Origin of the sequence: Priestia sp. HNGD-A6, assembly GCF_045784335.1 — a bacterium.
Taxonomy (GTDB): Bacteria; Bacillota; Bacilli; order Bacillales; family Bacillaceae_H; genus Priestia; species Priestia zanthoxyli.
The window spans coordinates 1,696,734-1,719,020 of record NZ_CP138621.1; the positions used below are offsets into that span (position 1 = coordinate 1,696,734).

Annotated in this window: 19 protein-coding genes and 1 pseudogene; 7 read left to right on the plus strand and 13 right to left on the minus strand. The window is 37.6% G+C overall.

The window, feature by feature from the left end; genetic code table 11:
- Window positions 1-12 precede the first annotated feature (12 nt).
- The 3 genes from SCI76_RS08590 to SCI76_RS08600 form a co-directional block, all read right to left on the minus strand.
- Window positions 13-2,646 (minus strand): YfhO family protein, encoded by a 2,634-nt coding sequence (locus SCI76_RS08590; protein ID WP_407545146.1) that lies wholly within the window; start codon window positions 2,644-2,646, stop codon window positions 13-15.
- 91 nt (window positions 2,647-2,737) lie between these two features.
- Window positions 2,738-3,112 carry a GtrA family protein gene (locus SCI76_RS08595; protein ID WP_053074066.1) on the minus strand — a complete coding sequence of 125 codons (375 nt, stop codon included), beginning with the start codon at window positions 3,110-3,112 and terminating at the stop codon, window positions 2,738-2,740.
- Window positions 3,105-4,064 (minus strand): glycosyltransferase family 2 protein, encoded by a 960-nt coding sequence (locus SCI76_RS08600; protein ID WP_168760406.1) that lies wholly within the window; start codon window positions 4,062-4,064, stop codon window positions 3,105-3,107. The genes SCI76_RS08595 and SCI76_RS08600 overlap by 8 nt, the downstream gene beginning before the upstream one ends.
- Before the next feature lie 524 nt (window positions 4,065-4,588).
- Between SCI76_RS08600 and SCI76_RS08605 the strand changes: the two genes are divergently transcribed.
- The 5 genes and pseudogenes from SCI76_RS08605 to SCI76_RS08625 form a co-directional block, all read left to right on the plus strand.
- Window positions 4,589-5,293 (plus strand): DUF969 domain-containing protein, encoded by a 705-nt coding sequence (locus SCI76_RS08605; protein ID WP_034270060.1) that lies wholly within the window; start codon window positions 4,589-4,591, stop codon window positions 5,291-5,293.
- Window positions 5,294-6,259 (plus strand): DUF979 domain-containing protein, encoded by a 966-nt coding sequence (locus SCI76_RS08610; protein ID WP_168760405.1) that lies wholly within the window; start codon window positions 5,294-5,296, stop codon window positions 6,257-6,259.
- Window positions 6,260-6,273: 14 nt separating this feature from the next.
- The gene (gene pcp, locus SCI76_RS08615) at window positions 6,274-6,915 is read left to right on the plus strand and encodes a pyroglutamyl-peptidase I (protein ID WP_168760404.1); all 642 of its coding nucleotides are present in this window, start codon (window positions 6,274-6,276) and stop codon (window positions 6,913-6,915) included.
- Between the two features lie 227 nt (window positions 6,916-7,142).
- Window positions 7,143-7,877 carry a flagellin gene (locus SCI76_RS08620; RefSeq protein WP_048020182.1) on the plus strand — a complete coding sequence of 245 codons (735 nt, stop codon included), beginning with the start codon at window positions 7,143-7,145 and terminating at the stop codon, window positions 7,875-7,877.
- A gap of 344 nt (window positions 7,878-8,221) precedes the next feature.
- Window positions 8,222-8,335, plus strand: a pseudogene (locus tag SCI76_RS08625) (flagellin); the annotation flags it as partial.
- A 104-nt stretch (window positions 8,336-8,439) separates the two neighbouring features.
- Here the strand turns inward: SCI76_RS08625 and SCI76_RS08630 are convergent.
- From SCI76_RS08630 to SCI76_RS08645, 4 genes are all read right to left on the minus strand, one after another.
- The gene (locus tag SCI76_RS08630) at window positions 8,440-9,561 is read right to left on the minus strand and encodes a class II histone deacetylase (protein ID WP_394531498.1); all 1,122 of its coding nucleotides are present in this window, start codon (window positions 9,559-9,561) and stop codon (window positions 8,440-8,442) included.
- Between the two features lie 38 nt (window positions 9,562-9,599).
- The gene (locus SCI76_RS08635) at window positions 9,600-10,472 is read right to left on the minus strand and encodes a carbon-nitrogen hydrolase (RefSeq protein ID WP_048020180.1); all 873 of its coding nucleotides are present in this window, start codon (window positions 10,470-10,472) and stop codon (window positions 9,600-9,602) included.
- Between the two features lie 52 nt (window positions 10,473-10,524).
- Window positions 10,525-11,904, minus strand: a complete 1,380-nt coding sequence (locus tag SCI76_RS08640; RefSeq protein WP_168760403.1) for an APC family permease — start codon at window positions 11,902-11,904, stop codon at window positions 10,525-10,527.
- 509 nt (window positions 11,905-12,413) lie between these two features.
- Window positions 12,414-14,894 (minus strand): EAL domain-containing protein, encoded by a 2,481-nt coding sequence (locus tag SCI76_RS08645; protein ID WP_240962043.1) that lies wholly within the window; start codon window positions 14,892-14,894, stop codon window positions 12,414-12,416.
- Window positions 14,895-15,076: 182 nt separating this feature from the next.
- Here SCI76_RS08645 and SCI76_RS08650 point away from each other — a divergent pair, with 182 nt between their 5' ends.
- Window positions 15,077-15,355: a hypothetical protein gene (locus SCI76_RS08650; RefSeq protein WP_048020178.1), complete on the plus strand. Its 279-nt coding sequence runs from the start codon at window positions 15,077-15,079 to the stop codon at window positions 15,353-15,355.
- A 40-nt stretch (window positions 15,356-15,395) separates the two neighbouring features.
- On the opposite strand, the gene SCI76_RS08655 is transcribed toward SCI76_RS08650, so the two are convergent.
- The 6 genes from SCI76_RS08655 to SCI76_RS08680 all read right to left on the minus strand — a co-directional run bounded on the left by SCI76_RS08655 (window position 15,396) and on the right by SCI76_RS08680 (window position 21,425).
- Complete coding sequence (locus tag SCI76_RS08655; protein WP_048020177.1) at window positions 15,396-16,322, minus strand: NAD(P)/FAD-dependent oxidoreductase; 927 nt, start codon at window positions 16,320-16,322, stop codon at window positions 15,396-15,398.
- 48 nt (window positions 16,323-16,370) lie between these two features.
- Window positions 16,371-17,015: a GTP cyclohydrolase I FolE gene (folE, locus tag SCI76_RS08660; protein WP_025749591.1), complete on the minus strand. Its 645-nt coding sequence runs from the start codon at window positions 17,013-17,015 to the stop codon at window positions 16,371-16,373.
- A gap of 57 nt (window positions 17,016-17,072) precedes the next feature.
- Window positions 17,073-19,604, minus strand: coding sequence for an EAL domain-containing protein (locus SCI76_RS08665; protein WP_048020176.1), 2,532 nt, complete (start codon window positions 19,602-19,604; stop codon window positions 17,073-17,075).
- Between the two features lie 306 nt (window positions 19,605-19,910).
- Window positions 19,911-20,657, minus strand: coding sequence for an alpha/beta fold hydrolase (locus SCI76_RS08670; protein WP_048020175.1), 747 nt, complete (start codon window positions 20,655-20,657; stop codon window positions 19,911-19,913).
- A 292-nt stretch (window positions 20,658-20,949) separates the two neighbouring features.
- The gene (locus SCI76_RS08675; RefSeq protein WP_048020174.1) at window positions 20,950-21,210 is read right to left on the minus strand and encodes a hypothetical protein; all 261 of its coding nucleotides are present in this window, start codon (window positions 21,208-21,210) and stop codon (window positions 20,950-20,952) included.
- Window positions 21,207-21,425, minus strand: a complete 219-nt coding sequence (locus tag SCI76_RS08680) for a hypothetical protein (RefSeq protein ID WP_034269982.1) — start codon at window positions 21,423-21,425, stop codon at window positions 21,207-21,209. The genes SCI76_RS08675 and SCI76_RS08680 overlap by 4 nt, the downstream gene beginning before the upstream one ends.
- Before the next feature lie 247 nt (window positions 21,426-21,672).
- On the opposite strand from SCI76_RS08680, the gene SCI76_RS08685 reads away from it, so the two are divergent.
- Window positions 21,673-22,188, plus strand: a complete 516-nt coding sequence (locus tag SCI76_RS08685; RefSeq protein WP_048020173.1) for a cupin domain-containing protein — start codon at window positions 21,673-21,675, stop codon at window positions 22,186-22,188.
- The last annotated feature ends 99 nt before the right edge of the window (window positions 22,189-22,287 follow it).

The window sequence follows — 22,287 nt, forward strand, 5'->3', positions numbered from 1 at the left end:
CATTATTATTTATCAAGCAACTTCATTTTCTGCTATAGCATTGCTGTCTGTTCTTCTTCGTTTAACAAAGAAAACAATTCCTATCGCTGCAGCAGTTGCCAGTGAAACTGTCAGCGACTCTTTAAAATAAGGCGTTGTATACTTCATAGAAATTTCATGATTCCCTTTAGGCACTCGAACTCCGATAAATGTTCCGTTCACTTGTTCAAATTCAGCATCTTTTCCATCAACTTTTAGGTGCCAGCCTTTGCTGTATGGAACAGATAGAAATAACATCCCTGCTTTTTTAGCATGTATGTCACCTTGTAAAGAGTTTTCATCATACTTCACGTGTTGAAGCGCAGACTGTTTTAACTCATCAACTGATGCTGCATAGTTTTTATAGGAGTTAAAAAGCACTTCCATATCGTCAAACTCATACTGCCCAGGTGATAGCCCAATTGTAATTTCTCCGTTACGCTGAGCATTTTGAATATTAAATGCATAGCTGTCTTTTGGATATGAGTAAATGTTATTGACCGAACGTTTTTCAAAATTTCTTCTGTTGATTACTAAGTTTAACGAACCTGTTGTAAGGTTTTTAAAGGTCATTTTAAGAATCGTTTCGCCTGAACCTGTTTCTTTTGTCGTTAACGGAATTCGCATAACTGCATTGTCGCGTGCTGTGTACACATTTCCGTTTTTATCGATATTTTCAAGCTTTACATTTTCCATTCCTTCAAACAGCTGCTTACTTTTAAGCTTTTTCAAATCAAACTGCGGTAAGTTCCCTTGCTTTTCAACTACTGCAGCTTTTAACATCAGCTGATCTTTTTGTACTTCATTCAATTCATTAAATTGATTTGTCGAAACTGCTTGATTGTACATAAATCCAATAGGAAGGAAATGATCATTTTTATAAATTTTATATCCGTTTAACTCTTTTAGTAACGTAAAACCGTACGGCTGGAAAGCATCACCGCTTTTAACGATATAGTATTTATTCATAAGAGCTGTTTCTAAATACAGGCGCTGATCTAAATTACTGTAGCGGCTTGGTGAGTCCATTTGCGCAATATTATACGTTTCTTTAAAGAAGCTGTGGACATTATCTGGAATCAAGCTTTGATAGCTGCTGAATCCGTGATAATTATAGTACAACGGAATATTTTCTTTATTAATTTGATTCCACATCACACGATAAAATGAATCATCTCTTTGCGTAATGTAGTTAATAACTTCTTGATCCGTTTCACTGTCATATCCGCTTCCTGAAAACGTTTGAAGCGTCGACTCTTTTTGAGCAAGCACGTCTCCTAGATCCTGCGTAAACATCATAAAGTTGTTGTAGCCAATACTGCCAATAGCAACGGCTGTTACGCATACAAAAAAGACAGCTTTTTTCAGTTTAAAACGAAGTAAAAAAGCAATCAGTACAATCACAAAAAAGATAATTTCAACGCCATCGTTCGGAAGCTCTTTTGGTGATGGTACGTAGGTTGTGTACCATAAGAAGCCCAGAAGAAGCAGCAGTAAATAAACCGTCCGTACTTTTGACCCTTTTTTATCATAGTCAATTGCATATGCCGCTACCATTCCACAGGTAAAAATCAGCATATAAATCCATCTTGGCTGCATAGCTGACAAGCCGTTAAAAAATGAATACGCGTACGGGAAGAAATACAGTCCGATCATAAAGAGTAATAAGCATACGCGAATCAGCATTTCTTTTTGTTTGATATAAAGTACGCTTAACAAAATAGCAATCAACCCAACAATTGACATTCCAAGCGTTTGCGAAGCCGAGTAAGGATAAAAGAAGTTGTACACCACATTATGATAAAAAATGTTTGTATAAAATAGCGGAATATCATACTCTTTATCAAATCGACCTGCATGTAAAAATGCATATACGGTTGGAATAAACGCAAAGGATGAAAGTAAAAAACCAACAATATAGTATTTAATGAGCGTTATATAATACTTTACAAAGCTTTTAAACGAATACGATGATGAAGCTAAAAAGTATTTGAACACGGCATAAATATTTAAATATACGCTGCTCATGAAGCCAAAGTAGAAATTTGTTGTTATCACGACAAATACGGCAAAAATGAACAACCCTTTTTTACCTTGATCCACTAAGCGATCATACGAAAGGATCAACAGCGGCAGCCATACAAATGCTTCTGCCATAAAATCAAACCGGTTGGAATAGCCGGCAAAAAAGCTAGAACCTCCGTAAATCATTGCTCCTACAATGGAAGCCGTGTACGAACGCTTATTGTATTGAAGCAAAGCATACATAAACATCATGGCGCAAAAAAGCTTTAATGCGCTGATGATTGTATTTAACGCTAGCACATCTTTTAACGTATCTAATTTTAGAAATAAAGTAAGGAGGAAAAAGACGGACGTTGAATAATAATAGCTGAAATTGGCAAACACATCTCCTCCTAAACCGTACTTCCATGACCAAAAGAAATCACCATGTAAAAACTGTTCATGTAAAAAATAACGAAAGAACAGCAGTTGAACCGTTGCATCCGTATTCCGTGTGGTCATATAACCTTCGGATAAGTAGAAATAAAAATACACGCTAAAGATTGTCAGCATAAAGATGACAGCCGCCACAACGTGCATCCCAATTTTCTTTCGATCAAACATAACTGCGTTACCTGCCTTTTATTTTTAGCCAAAGTTAACACTGCATATAAAAATCTGACAAAAAGACGCCCTTTGTCAGATTTCTACTACTCTATGCTTTTTGAACTAAGATTTTTTTTGAAATAACAAACGTAAAAGGAATAGCAATAACCGAAGCCAAAATAGGTGATACGGTTTCGTTCATATGCATTAAATCAACCAATAAATAGAGTGCGCTAGTTGATACCGTGATGTTCACTACATAGGTTAAAGGAAATTGAAAAAACTGCGCTAGCGTCGGTTTAATCTTGTATGTAAAATAAGAATTTAAAAAGAACGAGCCAATCATACTAATCACAAATCCAATAATATGCGAAACTAAGTATTCAAAATGAAAAAGATAATTACAAATCAAATAAATCACGTAGTAATTAAATGTATTTAAAAATCCTACAATCACAAAACGTATAAACTGAGCATTAAGCATGGGTATGCCACTTTTGATGATTTTCATGTTTTGCCGTCATTGTCTCCTCTTCAATAATATAGTGCGGACGTTTTTTAGACTCATAGTAAATACGTCCAATATATTCCCCGATTATCCCTAAAAACGTCAGCTGCAAGCCGCCGATAATTAAAATAGCGGATATTAATGTAAAATAGCCTGGGACGTCAATTCCTGCAAATAAAATTTTTACAAGCATCGTCAGGACATATATAAACCCGAGAACCGTTACACCCATTCCCATATAAATCGATGCACGCAGCGGCTTATTATTAAATGAAATTACCCCGTCAATTCCGTAGTTTAATAATTTACTAAGCGTCCATTTGCTTTCGCCTTCTTCTCGGACGACATTTTCATAGTTAATCGTATATTCTTTAAATCCGATCCATGAAAACAGCCCTTTTGAAAACCGGTTATATTCATTTAAAGAAAGCAAGGCATTTAACGCTTTTCTGCTTAAAAGACGAAAATCTCCCACTCCATTCACCAAGGAAACATCAACAAATTTATTCATCATTTTATAGTACAGCTTAGACAAAGAAGACTTAATAACCGCATCTCCTTTTCGATTTCGCTTGGCAATGACTTGATGATAGCCTTTGCTATAATAATGAACCATTTGTGGAATTAATTCTGGAGGATGCTGTAAATCTCCATCCATTAAAACAACCGCATCTCCTTCTGCATACTGCAGCCCAGCCAGCATTGCTGCTTCTTTTCCAAAGTTTCTGCTGAATGAAATATAAGACACTTCCTCATATCTATCTGAAAGTTCTTTTAAGCAGCTAAGCGTATCATCCGAACTTCCATCATTCACAAAAACCAATTCATACTGAAAATCTTCTCCTGCTAAAATATTGGTCGTATATTCATAAAATGAATGAACGTTATTGCCTTCATTAAAGCAAGGTACTACTACTGACAAAAGCATATCATTCCACCTAACTATGTAATTTCTCGTATTGCCTACATGACAATACATGCCCCTTCTTTCACCAGCCAACACAACTATTTACCTTATTTTTCAAAGAAATACTCTGATTATCAGACAAATAGATAGTTCTTTCTCTCTATTTTTCACTAATCCACTAGAAGGAATATTCATACTGGATAGATTTATTATAGAAATCCAGTTATCATTTTACTATTTATTCATTTTTATTCAATATGTATATCGTTTTTTTCTTTAAAAAAGTAGCCCCTCACTAGTAAAAAACCCTTTAATTTCCATTTCTAAACTTCTTTTTTATACAAAATTATGAATTTCTAGTCAAGTAGACAGCAAGCGGCCTTTAACAGCCAGTTGTTTTTGTTTTACTGTTTAAATAATTTTGTGCTTTAAGCATCTTGTTTTAATTTTCAGAATTGTTTATACTCAAAACATCTTTGTTTTTTTAGAAAAGCAATGGAGGTGACTTTGCAGCACAGTCTATACATACTGGAGGGGGATTTTCTATGTTGAAATTAATTGGGGTTTTGCTAGTGGCAGTGGGATTTTTATTTCGTTTAAATACACTGCTTGTTGTGACTGTTGCAGGCATCGTGACGGGTCTTGTGTCAGGTTTGTCACTGCATGAAGTGATTACGATGTTTGGACAGTTCTTTGTAGATAACCGCTATATGTCTATGGCTATTTTACTTACTCTTCCTATCTTTGGCGTGTTAGAAAAATACGGATTAAAGGAACAAGCGGAAGTATTGATCAAAAAAGCCAAAAACGCTTCTTCTGGAAATGTTTTACTTATATATCTTTTTATCCGTGAAATCTCAGCCGCAGTCGGCTTAAATATCGGAGGACATGCTCAATCCGTACGTCCGCTAGTGGCGCCTATGTCCGAAGGCGCAGCTCGTGCCAAGTACGGAGAGCTTCCTCCTAAAGTCAAAGAAGATATTCGAGCTCACGCAGCCGCGGCTGAAAATACGGGCTGGTTTTTCGGAGAAGATATCTTTATCGCAACCGGTGGAATTCTTTTAATGAAAGGATTTTTCGACTCCGTGGGCATTCGCGTTGACGTCTGGGATATGGCGCTTTGGGGTATTCCAACAGCTATCGCAGCACTGCTGATCAGCGCCATTCGCTTCCGTCAATTAGACCGAAGAATTCACAAAAAGATGACCAAACACAAACCAACATCATCTTCAAAGACGGAGGCGAGTTAAATGAAAAGCATCTTGACGCTTGATACGATCTACTATTTACTCGGTATTATTGTCGCTTTTATCGCAATTCGAATTGCACGCGATCACAACCATCCTAACCGTTTAGGATCTTCTCTGTTTTGGGCGCTGTTTTCCGTTACGTTTTTATTTGGCAACGTCATTCCGCCTTTTTATGTAGGGTGTTTAGTCATTATTATGGTGATGCTTGCTTCATTTAACCGCGTGACTAAATCGAATGAAGCGGAAACACCTGCTGAAGAACGAGTAGCCCACGCGCAAAGGTTAAAAAACAAAATCTTTTTACCGGCTTTATTTATTCCTATTTTTACGATTATCGGCACCCTTCTTTTTGGCAAAATTAAGTTTGGAAACTGGGCATTGATTGACCCAGAAAAAGTCACGTTAATTTCACTGGCAATCGCAGCCGTCATTGCATTTTCCGCTTCAATGGGCGTCACTAAAGCAAAAATGGACGTGCCTGTTAAAGAAGGAAGCCGTTTGCTTCAAGCCGTCGGCTGGGCAGTTATTTTACCTCAAATGCTCGCAGCGCTCGGCGGCATCTTTTCAAAATCAGGCGTTGGAACAGTAGTATCAGATATTGTAAGTGACATTCTTCCGACTAACTATGCGTTTGTTGCTGTGCTGGCTTACTGCTTGGGAATGCTGCTATTTACAATTGTCATGGGGAATGCCTTTGCGGCTTTTGCCGTTATTACGGGAGGTATTGGACTTCCGCTGATTGTACATATGCACGGCGGAAACCCGGCGATTATGGCAGCGCTCGGCATGTTTGCTGGCTACTGTGGCACGCTGCTAACGCCAATGGCAGCGAACTTCAACATCGTACCTGCCATGCTGCTTGAATTAAAAGATAAAAACGCAGTAATTAAAGCTCAAGTACCGATTGCTTTATCCGTGTTTGTAGTAAATACGCTATTAATGTACTACCTTGTATACCATTTTTAAAGGAGATTGATAGAATGACAACTGTATTACTAACCGGCTTTGAACCATTTGAAGGTGAAAGCATTAACCCGTCTTTAGAAGCTGTAAAAGCTTTGGACGGCGTAGCTGTTGAAGGCTATCACATTGTTACTAAACCTCTTCCCACTGTTTTTGGCGAATCAATGGCTAAACTTCATACGTATATAGAAGACATCAGCCCTTCTATCGTCATTTGCGTTGGACAAGCAGGCGGCCGGGAAGGAATTACGATAGAACGCGTTGCTATTAACGTAGACGACGCGCGAATCCCTGACAACATCGGTCAGCAGCCTATTGATCGCCCTATTATCGAAAACGGACCTGCTGCATACTTTTCGACACTGCCAATCAAAGCAGCTGTCGAAAACCTGCGCCAAGCAGGCATTCCAAGCGGTGTCTCTCAAACCGCTGGAACGTTTGTCTGTAACCACGTATTTTACGGGCTTATGAACATGATTCAAAACTGCTGTATTAAAGGCGGATTTGTTCATATTCCTTATCTGCCTGAGCAAGCAATTAATCATACAGGGAAGGCTAGTATGTCGTTGGATTTAATTGTGGAGGGATTACTTTCCATTGTAAAAACCACTATCGTAACGGAAGATGACATTTTAGTTTCAGGTGGAGCTACTCATTAATACTAAAAACCAGTTCATAAAAAGAGCTGGTTTTTCTTTTTATACGCACAAAGTTTTCATCAAATAAATTAATGAAAGCTCTAAACAACCTTACCTCTCAGTCGATATATAGTATGAACGTATTTTCCCAATATGTTCAATTACTTTTATCTCGTCCAAGGGCGAGACACTTCTTGCATACAAGGATGTAAGCCAAGAAGTAAAACCATTATACGGAGGTAAGGAAAATGAGAATTAATCATAACATTACAGCTTTAAACACGTACCGTCAGTACAACACAGCTAACAATGCACAAGCAAAATCTATGGAGAAACTATCTTCTGGTCAGCGTATTAACAGTGCAGCTGATGATGCAGCAGGTCTAGCTATTTCTGAAAAGATGCGTGGACAAATTCGCGGATTGGATCAGGCTAGCCGTAATGCTCAAGATGGAGTATCGATGATCCAAACTGGTGAAGGTGCATTAAATGAAACACATTCTATTTTACAACGTGTTCGTGAACTAGCTGTTCAATCAAGTAGTGACACTAACACTGCAGATGACAGAGCTGAAATTCAAAAAGAAGTTACTGACTTAATTGGTGAAGTTGATAGAATTGCTACCGATACAGAGTTTAATACTCAAAAATTATTAGACGGTACAGGTGGAGCTGGAGCTGATGGTAAGTTTACTTTTCAAATTGGTGCTAATAAAGATCAAAAAATTGATGTAACTTTCGCTAAAATGGACTCAGTTAGTTTAGGAATTGACGGTGTTGATTTAAGTGCAGATGCCCCTACATCTACTGCTGCAATTGATACAATCGATAAAGCAATTAAAACTGTGTCAGATGAACGTGCTCAACTTGGTGCTAAACAAAATCGTTTAGATCACACGATTAACAACCTAAGCACATCATCTGAAAACCTAACAGCTGCGGAATCACGTATCCGTGACGTAGATTATGCTTTAGCTGCCTAAGTAGCAACAAGCACAGTCGTCCTAGCTGGTAACGGCTAGTGATCATAATTGGGTGAATTGCTGGAAACCCCTAAGAGCTTTTCTTACCACAGCGTAGTTGGAAACGACAGGCGAAACGGTTAAAAAAAGAAAAGATTGGGCAATCAGCAGCTAAGCTCCTGTGAGGAAACTCTGGAGAAAGTTCAACGACTAGGATAGACAGTCTAAGGCATTGTGCTATGACGATGAAATCCGTAGGGTGAAAAATATGCCGTTCCGCTTATTTATACCTGAAGTGCCCAACCCCTACTTCCTTAGAGGGTGAAGATATAGTCTAGTCATTTGTGAAAGCAAATGTTCGCACGATGGCGAAAGAAATGATGGAACAAACAAAGAATTCAATTCTATCTCAAGCATCTCAAGCTATGTTAGGTCAAGCTAACCAACAACCGCAAAATGTACTTCAATTATTACGTTAATTAATAGTTTAAAAGAGTCTCCATTACGGAGACTCTTTTTGTCGTGTAATTTTGTCTATTTGTTCCTAACATATTAACCTATTAATTGCTTAAATCCTCTCTTCTCAACAAAAGCTTTCCTCCTCAGCAAACTTCCAAAACTTTTTCTGATAGTTTATAACATTATCTATTGCTTCGAATAAAGCAGGTGGTGTATTTCTTTGCGGCAAAACGTGCGGATCTTTCCAGTTCACATTTACACCGGTAAGGCCTTCAATAACTCCCATGGTTGCAATAGGAAGGTATGCTAGGTTATATCCTCCTTCTTGTGCTACAATGAGCCTTCCTTTACAATGTGTTTCTGCTAATTCTCGAATCTTGTTTGCCATATATCTAAACCCTTCTCTTGTGACCATTAAACGCGAAATAGGATCCAATGCATTTGCATCTTGCCCCGCTGATATTATGATAAGCTCCGGCTTAAATTGACTAATAGCTGGTGCGATGATAGATTCGAATACATATTGATAACCTTCATCTCCGGTCAGGGGAGGCACTGGTATATTTATATTATATCCTTCCCCTTTTCCTTGTCCGATTTCATGTACCTGGCCGGATTCCAATGGAAAATAATCTTCTTCATGAATGGAAATAACAAGTACGTCGTCACGTTCATAAAAGATGTCTTGCGTTCCGTTTCCATGATGAACATCCCAATCCAAGATAACAACCTTTTTTAACCTGTAATGTTCAAGTGCATAAGCAGCACCTACAGCTACATTGTTATAAAAACAAAAGCCCATTGCTTGGTCTGAAGACGCATGATGTCCTGGTGGGCGTATTTGAGCATAGACTTTACTTATCGTTTCACTTTCCATTACGGTATCTACTGCTTTCATAACGGCACCTGCGGATAGCCTCGCAATCCCTTCCGTTTCAGCAGATGCATAAGCTTCAGGTCCAATTTCCCTTGTTCCTGTTTTACATGCTTTTTGAACACGCTGGATATGATCTTTAGTATGGACCCGAAGTAAATCTTCCTCCGTTGCTTCATAAGGTGATTGTCTAACTAAGTGCTGTGCTAAACCACTTTTTTCAATCATTTCTTTGATCACGGTCATTCGATGCTTGTTTTCAAACTCGTCACAAGGCTCTACCACTTCTCCACCTTCAAATATGTACTGAATTTTTCCTGTATCATGGTGCAGAAATCGTTCATCCCAAATCCAGCTTGTTTTAGATAGCATATCGTTTCATTCCTTTCTTTTTATAGTAAGGGTTAAACTTACACGTTTGAAGGTGTACGCAAAGCTTCTTTTCTTAATAATAATTCGTACGTATCTGGTCTTCTGTCACGCATGAACTGAAGCAAATTACGTGTTGAATCAATTTCCTTTAAATCAACTTCTTGAATCAAAATTCCTTCTTCATCCGTTAAAGACTGTAGAATTTCTCCCATCGGATTGCTTACAAAGCTACCTCCGTAAAAGGTCATCTCTTTTTCCGTTCCTACTCGGTTCACCGCAGCAACAAAAACACCATTTGAAATCCCGTGTGCTGAAATAGCTTTTTCCCATGCAGGACGAGTTGATAGTTCAGGATGATCAGGCTCTGAACCGATAGCAGAAGGATAAAATAGAATATCCGCTCCTTGCAGCGATAAAATTCGTGCTACTTCTGGGAACCACTCATCCCAGCAAATCCCTACTCCAATCGTTCCGTATTTTGTTTCATATACAGGGTACCCCGTATTTCCTGGAACAAAATAATATTTTTCATGATAGTTCGGACCTTCAGGAATGTGATTTTTCCTTGTAATTCCTAGGCAAGTTCCGTCCGCATCGAATACAGCTGCACTATTAAAATAAACGCCTCTAGCTGCTTTTTCGTAAAAAGGCACAATCAACACAACTTTTAGTTCTTCTGCAAGATCCCCCATTTTTTTTAATACGGAACTCTCTGCTGGTATAGCCAGCTCATACCCTGCCGGTGAAACACTTTGAGGGAAGTACTGAGCGTTAAATAGTTCTTGTAGACAAATAATTTGAGCTCCATTTGCAGCTGCTTCTTTAATTTTTTTGAGCGTATAGTTAATATTAGCTTCAACATTTTCTTCACACTCAACTTGAATAAGACCAACCTTTACTGTTTCTTTCATTTTAATCTCTCCTTTTATGTTAGAAATTTCAGATAATTAATAATGTAATTTATCAAGATATATGTTCGGTTTTGAGCTGGTTTGGCTCTGTTTTTTCATCAAAGGCAAATTGCGGCGGTGCTTTTGTAAAAAACGACGTCTTGTATACTAGATAAATAAATCCTATAACAACCCAAATGCTCCCTAACGAAATAGATTTTATATCTAAGCTTGTCCATAGCCAAACTGTAAAGACCGCTCCAATAATGGGGCTGATTAAATAACGGCATGTGCCTTTAAAATCTCTTTGTTTTCCACGGATATAATAGTGAAAGATAACAGAGATATTTACAAATGTGAATGCAATCAACGCGCCAAAATTGATAAAGGAAGCGGCTGTAACGACGTCCATTGCGAGTGCACTTAATGAGAGTACCCCAATAAAAATAACGTTTCGTGATGGTGTTTTATATTTGGGATGTATATAGGCAAATAATCTTTTAGGCAGCATTGATTCTCTGCCCATTGCATAAAGCAGTCGTGAAGCACTGGCGTGTGAAGAAATTCCTGATGCAATCGTTGAAGTGATAATTCCGGCAAGAAAGACGGATGAAAAGAGCGTTCCTCCAATATAGGCTGCTATTTCAAACGAAGCTGAATCTACAACTTTAAATGAATGATAATTTGGATAAACAAGCTGGGTAATATATGAAACGAGTATAAAAAGTATTCCTCCTATAAATGCTACAAGAAAGATAGCCTTTGGTACATTTTTCTTTGGATCCACCGTTTCTTCAGAAAGCGTAGTCACAGCATCAAATCCAAGGAAAGATAAACAAAGAATTGAAGCTCCTGCAAAAACAAAAGAAAAAGAATCCTCTGAGCCGAAAAGCTGTAAAGAAGAAAAGAACAAAAGATCACTTTCTCCTTCTATCATTTTTTTAATCGATAAGATAACAAATAGAGCTGTTACAAGAAATTGAAAAAGAACAAGTATTCCATTCACTTTTGCTGTCATTTGAATACCAAACACGTTTATACAAGTAATAATAACAATAAAAAGTAGAATCCAAAGAGACGATGGAATAGAAGGAAACGCAGCTGATAAAAAAGTTCCCGCTAACAAGAAATTAATCATTGGTAAAAAAAGATAATCTAAAAGCACAGACCAGCCGACCAGGAATCCTATATGAGGACTTATAGATTTTTGAGTATACGTATAAGCGGATCCTGATAAAGGATATTCTTTAGCCATATGCCCGTAGCTGTATGCGGTAAATAGCATGGCTGCCAGAGCAAAAGCATACGCCATAGAAACCATGCCATGCGTAGTTTGAGCCACAACTCCATATGTAGTAAACACTGTCATTGGAGCCATATATGCAAGCCCTAAAATAACAAGTGATCGGAGCGTTAACGTACGAGCAAATGTAATATCTGAATTACCTTTCATCGTGTTTCACCTTCTTAACTAGTACATTTTTCATACACTACCCCTTTCTACTTTTCGTACCCATAAATGAATGACTATCATTCATTTATGGGCTTTAAAACTTGAATTTGTAAATAACCAACAGAGCAATGACTGACTATCATTCATTATTCTTCTATTATAACCAATAGTTTTTTATTTGTCTTTTATTTTGTCAGAATTTTTAACATATTTAAAAATTGTTGACCTATACTACTGCGTAAACTCGTAAAATTCCAAGTCACCAGTCATTACTTTCCGCAAACCGTTCTCCAATGCTTATTATAGCTAACAGCACTTCTATAGGGTTCTGCTATAACTTACTTCATTTTCTTCTTCGGCTAGCTTAACAACCACTTCCGAAGCTTCCACTCTCAGCCCTCCTCACGTATTTGACAATCTATCAGTCTCTTTATATGCTTTATTACATTTGAACGCTTAGAAAACATATTCAAACCTAAAAAGGTGATGTCTCAATAAGACATCACCTTTTATAAAAATCGTTTCTTTAAATATTTCGCAATTTGTTTATAAGCAACTGGCGGACTGACAATATAGCCTTGAATGAAGGAACATTTATGCTTTTGTAAAAATTCAAGCTGCTCTTTTGTTTCAACGCCTTCTGCAATCACTTTCATGTTAAGAGCATGAGCTAGGTACAAAATGCCTTTTGTAATGGCCTGCTGCTTTCCTTTATCGGTAGCGTGTTGGATAAACGTTTTATCGATTTTGAGCGTATTAAATTCAAAGTCTTTTAAATGTGACAACGAGGAAAAACCAGTACCAAAATCATCTAAAGCAAACGTGACGCCAATTTTCTTTAGCTTTTCCATCACTTTTTTTACATGTTCTTCATGTTGAATAATGGAGCTTTCCGTCACTTCAAATTCAATAAATGAAGGGTTGATGTTGTAACGGGCTAACGTTTGTTGAACGTGTTCTACAAACCCTCGTTTCAGCAAATGCTTAGACGAGACATTAATTGAAACAGGAACGACTTGTAAACTTTGACTCTTCCACTGCTGCAGCTGCTTGCAGACGTAGTCGATTACCCAGTCGCCAAGTTCAATAATTAAATTGGTTTCTTCTGCTAAAGGAATAAAGTCTTCCGGTGATACGCGTCCCCATTCCGGATGATTCCAGCGAATTAACGCTTCAATACTATCAATCTCTCTGCTTTTTGTATGAACCTTTGGCTGATATTCAATAAAAAATTCATTTTGAAGAAGTGCGTTTCGCAGCCCTTTTTCTAGGTGATAGCTTTTGTACGTCTCACTGTCCATTAACGGCGAATACAGCTGCCAGTCGCTTCGTCCGAGTTCTTTCGCACGCCGCATAGCAAGGTTAGCATTGGTTAATAGCGTCTTTACATCTTCTCCGTCATGCGGGTAGATGCTTACTCCTATACTGGCTGTGACGTAGAGAGAAAAGTCATCAACGGTAATTTCTTTTTCGATTTCTTGAAAAAGAGCCGCAACTAGCTTTTGGCATTCATTGATGTGTGCAAGAGATAAAAAGCAAACCGCAAGCATATCTTCTCCTACTCTCGCTAGCATCACACGGGGCGTCACGAACTTCTTTAAGCGATTAGCAATACACTGCAGCAAGCGATCACCTATGTCGTGTCCTAATGTATCATTAATATGTTTGAAACGATCAAGCCCTAGATAAAAGACCGCCAATGAATCTCCATTTTTTTTCATCTGTCGAATGAAATTTTTTAATTCTCTTTCAAACTTTCTCCGATTCGCTAAGTTTGTCACATGATCATGAGTCGCAAGATATTCAACTTGATTCATATACTTTTTTTCTGCGGTGATATCTTCAACAATGCCATCTATACGCACCAGGTTGTCGTTTTCGTCAAGCGTGGGAATGCATCGATCTTTTATCCATTTCATCTCACCTGTTTTTGTGTAGATTCGATAATGCTGACGAATCGTTTTTCCTTTTTGTAATTGATGCTGCCCTTTTGCCACAGCTAGTTTATCTTCTGGATGAATAAAGCTTTTCCACAGATCTCTATTTCCTAAAAGCTTAGCCGCATCTTCTCCGTAAATATTGCTAACACCGCTAGAGCAGAAAATCATTTCATTGCTCTGCACATCAACGGACCATATTCCGGCATCCAAATTGTTGTAAATCGTTTGAAACTGCTGTTCTTTTTGCTTCAATTCATTCGTAATCACTTTCGATTCGGTAATATCGTGCACAACGCCAATCAGCTGTATGACGTTCCCTTGCTCATCTACTAGCGCATCTGCTTGCTCAAACACCGTGCGTTCTTCACCGTTTGGCCGTATCAGCGTGTATTCAATGTTATAGCTTTCTCCTGTTGAAAGTGCCTCCATAACGGCTGTTTCTAACCTTTTTTGGTCACAGCGATTAACGAATTGAAGAACTTCTTTTAAAGAGGGAGTAAAGAGCTGCTTAGGGTTTAATCCGCAAATATTATACAGCTGAGGCGACCAGTAGCTTTTATCTTCCATGACGTCATAATACCAGCTTCCTACATTCGCAAGCTTTTGCTCCATTTTTAAATGTGTCTCTAATTGAGAAATGTGATTAGAGCGCTCTTGCTCTTTTGAATCATCTCGGCATACGGCATAAACACCAGCTACTTGTTCATTTACGATAATAGGAATAAGAGTGATATATAAATAAAGTTCTTTTTTTGTTTTGTGATGAATTATCGTCGAAAACTGAACTTTTTCTCCTTTTAAAGCAAGTTGAAAGCGATCTTGTGCCTGTTGTTGTTTTGATTTATGTATAAGAGCCGTCAGCTGCTGGCTTTTTTCTTTATGCTCGTTTCCTGTTAGCTTGAAGGCTGCTTCGTTGCTAAACATGATATCGCCTTCACAGTTGATTAAAAAAATACCTTCACTGTATTCTTTTAAAAGCTGTGTATTCAAACGATCAAGATGTTTCATGATTATGATCGACTGATCCTTCTTCGTGTTTTTATCTGGCAAGGTCTCATGCTGCCTCCTTTTATCTCTTTATCTATTTCTTCTATACTAGTAAAATAAGCTACATTTGACATATATTTTACTCTACTTTCCCCAAATGAGGAACATCTCAGGTAAAGATAGCCGAAAAGGTTTTTAAAGTCTTTTTTTATTTGGTAAAATAAAACATATAAAGAAGGGATAGCGTGACGCAAAGTGCTAAAAAACATGCTTTATTTTCTAGGGGTTCCTTTCAAACCGCTGCTTTTTTACTTCTTTTCTCGCCTCTTTTTACTCGTTTGTTTCAGCAGAACGTCTGGACGTATATAACAGTCGCTTCTATCATTGTTCTTTTTAATTTCATTACCGAGTGTATTTTAGTAAAAAGAATCAGCGCTGTGCCTCAAAACTACACTGCTTTTTTCCAAACGATTTGTCTGCCTGTGAACGTACTTCTGCTATGTTTCTTTTATTATGTTACGTAAAAAAGCATCTATCAATTTGATAGATGCTTTTCTTATATTATCAAACATTCAAAAGACTCGATAAATGCTTGGCTACAATCGCTCCTTGACCGGCTGAAGAGCTGATACTAGAAAACAAGGGAGTCGTGCACGCGTCTCCAATTGCGTAAATAGATGGGTTGCTGCTTTGATGCACTTCATTGATGACGATGAGCCCGCTTTGTGTAGTGGTGACTTTTTCTTTAATGAGTTCAACATTGGGCGCTACGCCTAGTCTGATCAGCACTGCGTCTACTAATAAATTCTCGGACTCACTGTTTTTACTTTTTAAATCGATTGATGTGACGTGATGCTTTCCATGGATAGCCGTCACTTCGGTATCTGTTATCACCTTAACACCGGGATCGGAAAGAACTTTTTCAACGTATTGCTCTCTTGCTTTAAAATGCGTAGAACGATGAATCAGATATACTTGTTTTGCTTGTGATGCTAAAAGATGTGCTCCTTCAAAAGCCCTGTCTCCTCCCCCAATGAGAGCAACCCTTTTACCTTTTAACCGTTCGCCGTCTGCTGAGGCTGAATATACTTCTCCTCGGTTAATCATTTGCTGTTCACCAGGCACTCCGAGCTTTCGCTGACTAGAGCCCGTTGCTAAAATAAGATACGTATAGCCAATTTCTTTTTCTGTTTCTTGCTGCTTTACTTTTACTGTTTTAGAACGTTCGTCAATGGAAATTACTTTTGTATTCGCTTCATATAAGCAGTCCATATCGATAAAATGCTGAACCATTTTACGCTGCATCTCAATTCCATTTTCCGCTTGTATTCCGGGATAATCAATAATCTCATTATAAATCGTAAACAGCTGTCCGCCTAACTGTGCATGCTCTTCAAGAAGCAAGCACTCAACGCCTAGCCTTTTACACCACACGGCAGCAGAAATACCAGCGGGTCCTCCGCCAATAATCAGTACGTCAACGTGTTGCATACAGCTCACCTCGCTTCTGCTTCTCAGCTTATATGGCTTTTTGTTTCTTTACATTTGTCGCTGTAAAAGAGATAAAAATTCTCCTCGAACCTCTGGTTTTTCCATAAATGTTCCCCGAACGGATGAAGTGGCTGTAGAAGCTGAAGATTTTTTAATTCCTCTTCCGCACATGCACATATGCTTCGCTTCAATAATCACCATAACTCCTTTCGGCTCTAACACTTCTTCGATTGCATCTGCAATTTCATTTGTTAGACGTTCTTGAACTTGAAATCTCTTTGCGTATCCTTCTACCGTACGAGCGATTTTAGATAGACCTGTAATTTTTTTATCCGGTATATACCCAACGTGGGCAACGCCAAAGAACGGCGCAAAGTGATGTTCACACATTGAGTGAAATTCAATGTCGCGTATTAACACCAATTCGTTGTGATTCACATCGAATGTTTTTTCCAAATGAGCTTTCGGATCTTCACGGTAGCCTTCCGTGTATTCTAAAAACGCCTTTAACACGCGGTACGGCGTCTCTTCAAGACCGTCTCTTTCCGGATTATCTCCGCATAAATCAATCAGTTCTTTCACCGCATTCATAAATGTGTCAGCTTGACCTATTTTTTTATCTATTTCAGTTGAATTCGTGCCTACTGTTTCTAAAAATTTTTGAGCAATTAAATTTTGTGTACTAAGTGCCATGTTTCTATTTCCTCTTCCCTTTTCTTAGTAAGTTTCGTTTCAATTGATATTTTTGCTTCAGCTATTTAAAAACGCTGCTTCAAAATCTTTTGCAGGAAGGGGCTTGCTAAACAAGTATCCCTGCATGTGAAGACAGCCATTTTCTATTAAAAACGCTCTTTGATATTCTTCTTCTACGCCTTCTGCGATTACCTGCAGTTTTAAACTTTGAGACAGGCTGATAATCGCCTTGGCAATTTCACTGTTGCTGTAATCTTCTTGAATATCTTGAATAAAAGACCGGTCGATTTTTAAGCAATCGATTGGTAATTTTTTTAAATAACTCAACGAAGAATAGCCGGTTCCAAAGTCATCGATAGAAATTGATATACCATATTTCTTTAATAAATGTAAAGCTTTAATCGTTTCTTCCGCGTTCGTCACCAATGTACTTTCCGTGATTTCCATTTCAAACCAAGCAGGATCAAATTGATGCAGCGAAAGAAATTGGTTGATTTCTTTAACTAAAACAATCGGATCTTGAAATTGCCGTGCAGAAAAGTTGACCGCTAGCGTCATTTTTTCGTGTAGGCTCTTATTCCATTTGCTCACTTGAGAACAAGCTTTCTTCATGACAACTTCCCATAAGGAGTGAAGCAAACCAGCTTCTTCTGCTATAGGAATAAACACTTCTGGAGAAACAAATCCAAGCTCTGCATCATTCCAGCGAACTAATGCTTCTACGCCGGTTATCACATTGCGCTTTACTTCTATTTTCGGCTGATAGTAAACGTCAATGTCACTTTTTTGAATCGCTTTTCGCAAGCGCGTTTCGATTTGTACCCTTTCTGTCTGCTTCTTAATTAAAGAGTCATGGTAAATTGTTACCTTATTCCCACCGGTTCTTTTTGAAGCATACATGGCTACGTCTGCAAACGTAATAAGCGTGTCTAAATTCGTAGAATGATTTGGGTAAAAGCTTAAACCGCTGCTCACGCTAACAAAAATTTCATCATTGTCAATGTAGCAAGGCTGCTGAACATATGCAAGCATCTTCTGGGCGATACGTTCGACTTCTTTCGCGGTAAAATCGCTAAACAAAATAACAAATTCATCTCCTCCTTGCCTTGTAAGAAAGCTGTTAGAAGAAGGCAGACACTCTTTAATACGGTTGGCTACTATTTGAATGAGCTTGTCTCCTTTTGAATGTCCTAATGTATCGTTAATATCTTTAAATCGATCTATATCCATAAATAGTACGGCTACATGATTAATAGATTTTTCCTTCGACTCAATTAATCGCCTGTTTAATTCTTCTTTAAAATACCTTCTGTTTGGCAATCCTGTCAAAAAGTCGTGGTACGCATGGTACTCACTTTCTTCCTGACTCTTTTTTAAATCATCCACATATGTTTTCAAAAAGCGAGAAAGATCGTTGATGTTTGCCACGAGCCCGCCTAGCTCATCTTTCCTTCTTGTATTCAGCACCTTGCCAAAATTACCTTTGGCAATTTGATTCACATGCCCCATGATACGTTTAATAGGCCGCGTAATGGAAGTTGAGAAAATAAAGCTAATGATGAGTACAAGAAAGATAAAAGGAAGAGACAATAACAAATGCTTGATTAATTCTTGCTCCAGTTCTTTTTCAATAAGTCCGTAGTCATAGACTACGCCTATTACATAAGTTGGAGAGTTCTTTTCTTTAATCGGTACTAATGTTTTTAATATTTTTTTATGATTGATTTCAGTAAGATAACTTTGGGTTTTTCCAGTTTTTAAGGCATGTTGAATTAGCTTTTTGTCATGTGAGGTGTTGCGATACATATATGTTCCGTACCAAATGGGTCGATCATCTATTCTAATGTATTTATTTCCATTTAAATATACGTTTTGATTTTTCTCTCCGAAAGTTTCCGGGTTAAAAACAGTTAGTTCAAGAACACCCTCAAGTTTTTTGGTAAAACGGTTCATAACATTCGTTGGACCAAACTTTTTTTCAACATCAAACACATGATTATCGCGAAAGTAAGGATTTATAATATAATTAGTAGACCCGTCGTAATAATAACCCCATTTATCAATGTGATCAGGATTACTAGAAGCCACTTCAATTGGCCCGCTCCAGAAATGAGGCAAAGTTAACCCCCGGGTCGTCGTGACTGGCTGTTGAGAAAGCAGCTGCTTAAAAGACGTATACCAAAATCCCCAATCCTTTGTAGACATATTGACTTCATCAGCATCAGAAGATCTCACTCCTATAATATCATCTCCTACAGCAGCTAGTAATGTAATGTGGGATACCATAACCTTTTCAGCTAATTTTTTTAATTGTTCATTGCTAATATCATGGTAGTCAGCCGGTAACGAATTTTGTATCGCAATGGAAGCCGTTCGTAATTCTTGTCCCATTCGATCTTCCAAATATAAAGCACTGTTTTTGGAATTCTCTACTTCGTATCCAATTTCTTCTGTCACCAGCGTAATTTCCTTTTGATTAAATTCTATCAATCTATTTTTTGACCGAATGTAGTGCAGCGTATTATTCGCCAGTAGAATACACAATACCAACAAAGTAAAAAATAGCGATAACTTTTTCTTTATCGACACTCGTGATGGCCTCCTGTTAGTAAAGACTTGATCTAATTCTTTTAAAAACATATTCATGTGTTCTAAATTTACATCGGACTATATGCTCCCATTTTCACTCAAAACAATGAATTCATGCAAAAAACCAACCTCGTTGGTTGGCTCAATTTAAAATCGCTATAAAACATGCAAACATATATTAATAAAAACTTTTATTTACATCTTTAGAACAAATTTATATTCTTATCATATTCTAACTGTTTTCTTTCAAATATCCAAGGAGAAAAATTTGTCTGCTGCGTGTCTAAGGTTTTAAAAAGAATGGTTTCAACTTATTTTTTCAAAAGATTGTTGACGAAGGAAACGTTTAAAAATCTGCATAAATTGAAGGGGCTGGTGGATGTGTGCTACATGACCAGCACTCTTAATCTCCTCATACTGTACGTGAGGGACGTATTGATTTAAGTTCACTAATGTTCCTTTATATAACTCATCGTACTCTCCCATTATCCATAAAATAGGAACGTTCACTTCACGCAATACAAATTCAGAGTTTACCTCCAAATTTAATCGCACTATTCTTTCAAACAAAGAAGGCTGTAGCAAACGTGCACTTTCCAAGAATATAGCTTCTGAGTCTTCTAGAATTTCTTTTCGATTTGGGTTAAGCGCTCGAACGCACTCTTTTAACCACTCATTATAACTAAGCTGTCTTCTTCTATTCATCAGTTGAAGGAGATTGGTATGATATACAGAAGGAACGTTACAGCAGTAGCCTCCTACAAACGTTAAGCTGGCTACCATATGTGGATACTTTTGTACAAATGACAGAGCAATAAGACAGCCAAAACTCAGTGCACACAAATGAGCTTTTTTAATATTCATTTGTATGTAGTGCATATAGAGCTGATCAACAAACGCCTGCAATGAAAACGAATCATCCAGGTTTATATTTTTTAAAGGATAAAAATCATATGAAGTGCAGTAATAGTTTTTCTTTAATACGTCCATCTCTTTAGCGAATACACTTTGATTTCCTACAATTCCATGCAAAAAAATAATGGCATCTTTCATTTTCCGAGTACCTCAGCTGTCGTATTTTCACTATATTAGGTCAAAAGTCATCTGTATCTACAACCTATGGTATAAACAATTAAATCACGAAATAAAACGTTTAAAAACACTGTTTTTCCAAAAACAATAATTCTATATACTCATTTATCAACGGTTACTATTATACTACTAGTAGAACAAAAAAATAATACAAAAAAATGCCTAAACAGTATTTTTTGTATTTTGTGATATATTGAAATACTGCATCCTGCTTGTTTAAGATTGGATAAAAACTTTTTATAACGAGACATATCTACTTCTTAAACTTCTTCAACATTCGGTGATACCAGTAGATTCCGACTCCCGTTAACAAAATAATGATTCCCCACTGATGCGGTAAAAACTTCAGCATCCATATGGACATGAAAATAGTCGCTACCGTTAAGTTACTCAGCCACTGCTCTCGGCTGAGCTTTTTCTTATTTACTACCACGGCTATATAACCGATGGGTGGTGCAAAAAAGCACAGCAGCAGCAGAAATTTTTCTGAACGGTGCCAAGGCTGTTTATTCATTTTTCCTCACTTTTTCTATTTAAAATGAACTGATAGCCAAACGTCACAATGATCCCTGTCCAAAACATCGAAAATGACGACACTAACTCGGCACCTTTATAGGTATACATTATTACGTTCACAAACAGCAGCAATAAAAGTATATAAAAACCTGCCGACACAGCTTTATTCCAATTTTGATGCTCTCGTTTAGACGCATCTTTAAACAACTTCATCGAAACTCTCCTTTTACATCTCATACATCACTTATCCATTTAAGGGTTCTATCTTTATGTTAGCATATTGGGTAGTTTTGGAAAATAGATAAAGGAAATTATATGGAAAATCCACAATCGATAACAATAGAACTATAAAAAGATAATAAATGTAAATAAATAATTCTTTTTAACTATTAATTTACACACAAAACGTTCATATTAGTATACAATAATCTCAAAATATGTTTTTTAAGGAGATAAAAGGATGACAGCAACTCATAATCAGCTAACAAACGCTTTTCACCGTACGCCGCACGATCAAAACACATTTCATTTTCTTGATGAAAAAGTAACGCTTCTTGTATCAGGTGAAGACACAAACGGAGCTTACGCTGTAGCACACGTAGTGAAACCAGCAAACCAAGGTCCCCCGCTTCACCTTCACGAACATGAAGACGAAACGTTTTACGTAAAGCGCGGCTCAATGATTTTCTACATAGGAGAAGAAATAATTGAAGCAACAGCGGGCGATTATGTTTTTGCTCCTCGAGGTATTCAGCACCGCTTTGTGACCGGACCAGAAGAAACAGAATTTATCCTTACTGCTTCTCCAGCAGGCTTTGATTCATTCGTTAAAGAACTCGGTACTTCCGTTCCCGAAAATGCTCCTCTGCCGCAAGTGGGACCGCCTACTGAAGAAGAAATTATGAGTTTAGTTACCGTCTCTAAAAAATACGGCATTACCTATCCTGAAATTGAAAAAGCACTGAATAAAAAATAAACCAATACATAAAGATCTGCTCTTTACCGGGCAGGTCTTTTTTCTATTTTTATCCTTCTTTACTCATGGAATAATTTAACACACCCTTGTCCACACTAT

Bases quoted from the DNA above. Each gene is read 5' to 3' on its own strand.
- SCI76_RS08590 (WP_407545146.1), bottom strand. From the start codon at position 2,646: ATGTTTGATCGAAAGAAAATTGGGATGCACGTTGTGGCGGCTGTCATC.
- SCI76_RS08595 (WP_053074066.1), bottom strand. From the start codon at position 3,112: ATGCTTAATGCTCAGTTTATACGTTTTGTGATTGTAGGATTTTTAAAT.
- SCI76_RS08600 (WP_168760406.1), bottom strand. From the start codon at position 4,064: ATGCTTTTGTCAGTAGTAGTACCTTGCTTTAATGAAGGCAATAACGTT.
- SCI76_RS08605 (WP_034270060.1), top strand. From the start codon at position 4,589: ATGTTGAAATTAATTGGGGTTTTGCTAGTGGCAGTGGGATTTTTATTT.
- SCI76_RS08610 (WP_168760405.1), top strand. From the start codon at position 5,294: ATGAAAAGCATCTTGACGCTTGATACGATCTACTATTTACTCGGTATT.
- pcp (WP_168760404.1), top strand. From the start codon at position 6,274: ATGACAACTGTATTACTAACCGGCTTTGAACCATTTGAAGGTGAAAGC.
- SCI76_RS08620 (WP_048020182.1), top strand. From the start codon at position 7,143: ATGAGAATTAATCATAACATTACAGCTTTAAACACGTACCGTCAGTAC.
- SCI76_RS08630 (WP_394531498.1), bottom strand. From the start codon at position 9,561: ATGCTATCTAAAACAAGCTGGATTTGGGATGAACGATTTCTGCACCAT.
- SCI76_RS08635 (WP_048020180.1), bottom strand. From the start codon at position 10,472: ATGAAAGAAACAGTAAAGGTTGGTCTTATTCAAGTTGAGTGTGAAGAA.
- SCI76_RS08640 (WP_168760403.1), bottom strand. From the start codon at position 11,904: ATGAAAGGTAATTCAGATATTACATTTGCTCGTACGTTAACGCTCCGA.
- SCI76_RS08655 (WP_048020177.1), bottom strand. From the start codon at position 16,322: ATGCAACACGTTGACGTACTGATTATTGGCGGAGGACCCGCTGGTATT.
- folE (WP_025749591.1), bottom strand. From the start codon at position 17,015: ATGGCACTTAGTACACAAAATTTAATTGCTCAAAAATTTTTAGAAACA.
- SCI76_RS08670 (WP_048020175.1), bottom strand. From the start codon at position 20,657: ATGAAAGATGCCATTATTTTTTTGCATGGAATTGTAGGAAATCAAAGT.
- SCI76_RS08675 (WP_048020174.1), bottom strand. From the start codon at position 21,210: ATGAATAAACAGCCTTGGCACCGTTCAGAAAAATTTCTGCTGCTGCTG.
- SCI76_RS08680 (WP_034269982.1), bottom strand. From the start codon at position 21,425: ATGAAGTTGTTTAAAGATGCGTCTAAACGAGAGCATCAAAATTGGAAT.
- SCI76_RS08685 (WP_048020173.1), top strand. From the start codon at position 21,673: ATGACAGCAACTCATAATCAGCTAACAAACGCTTTTCACCGTACGCCG.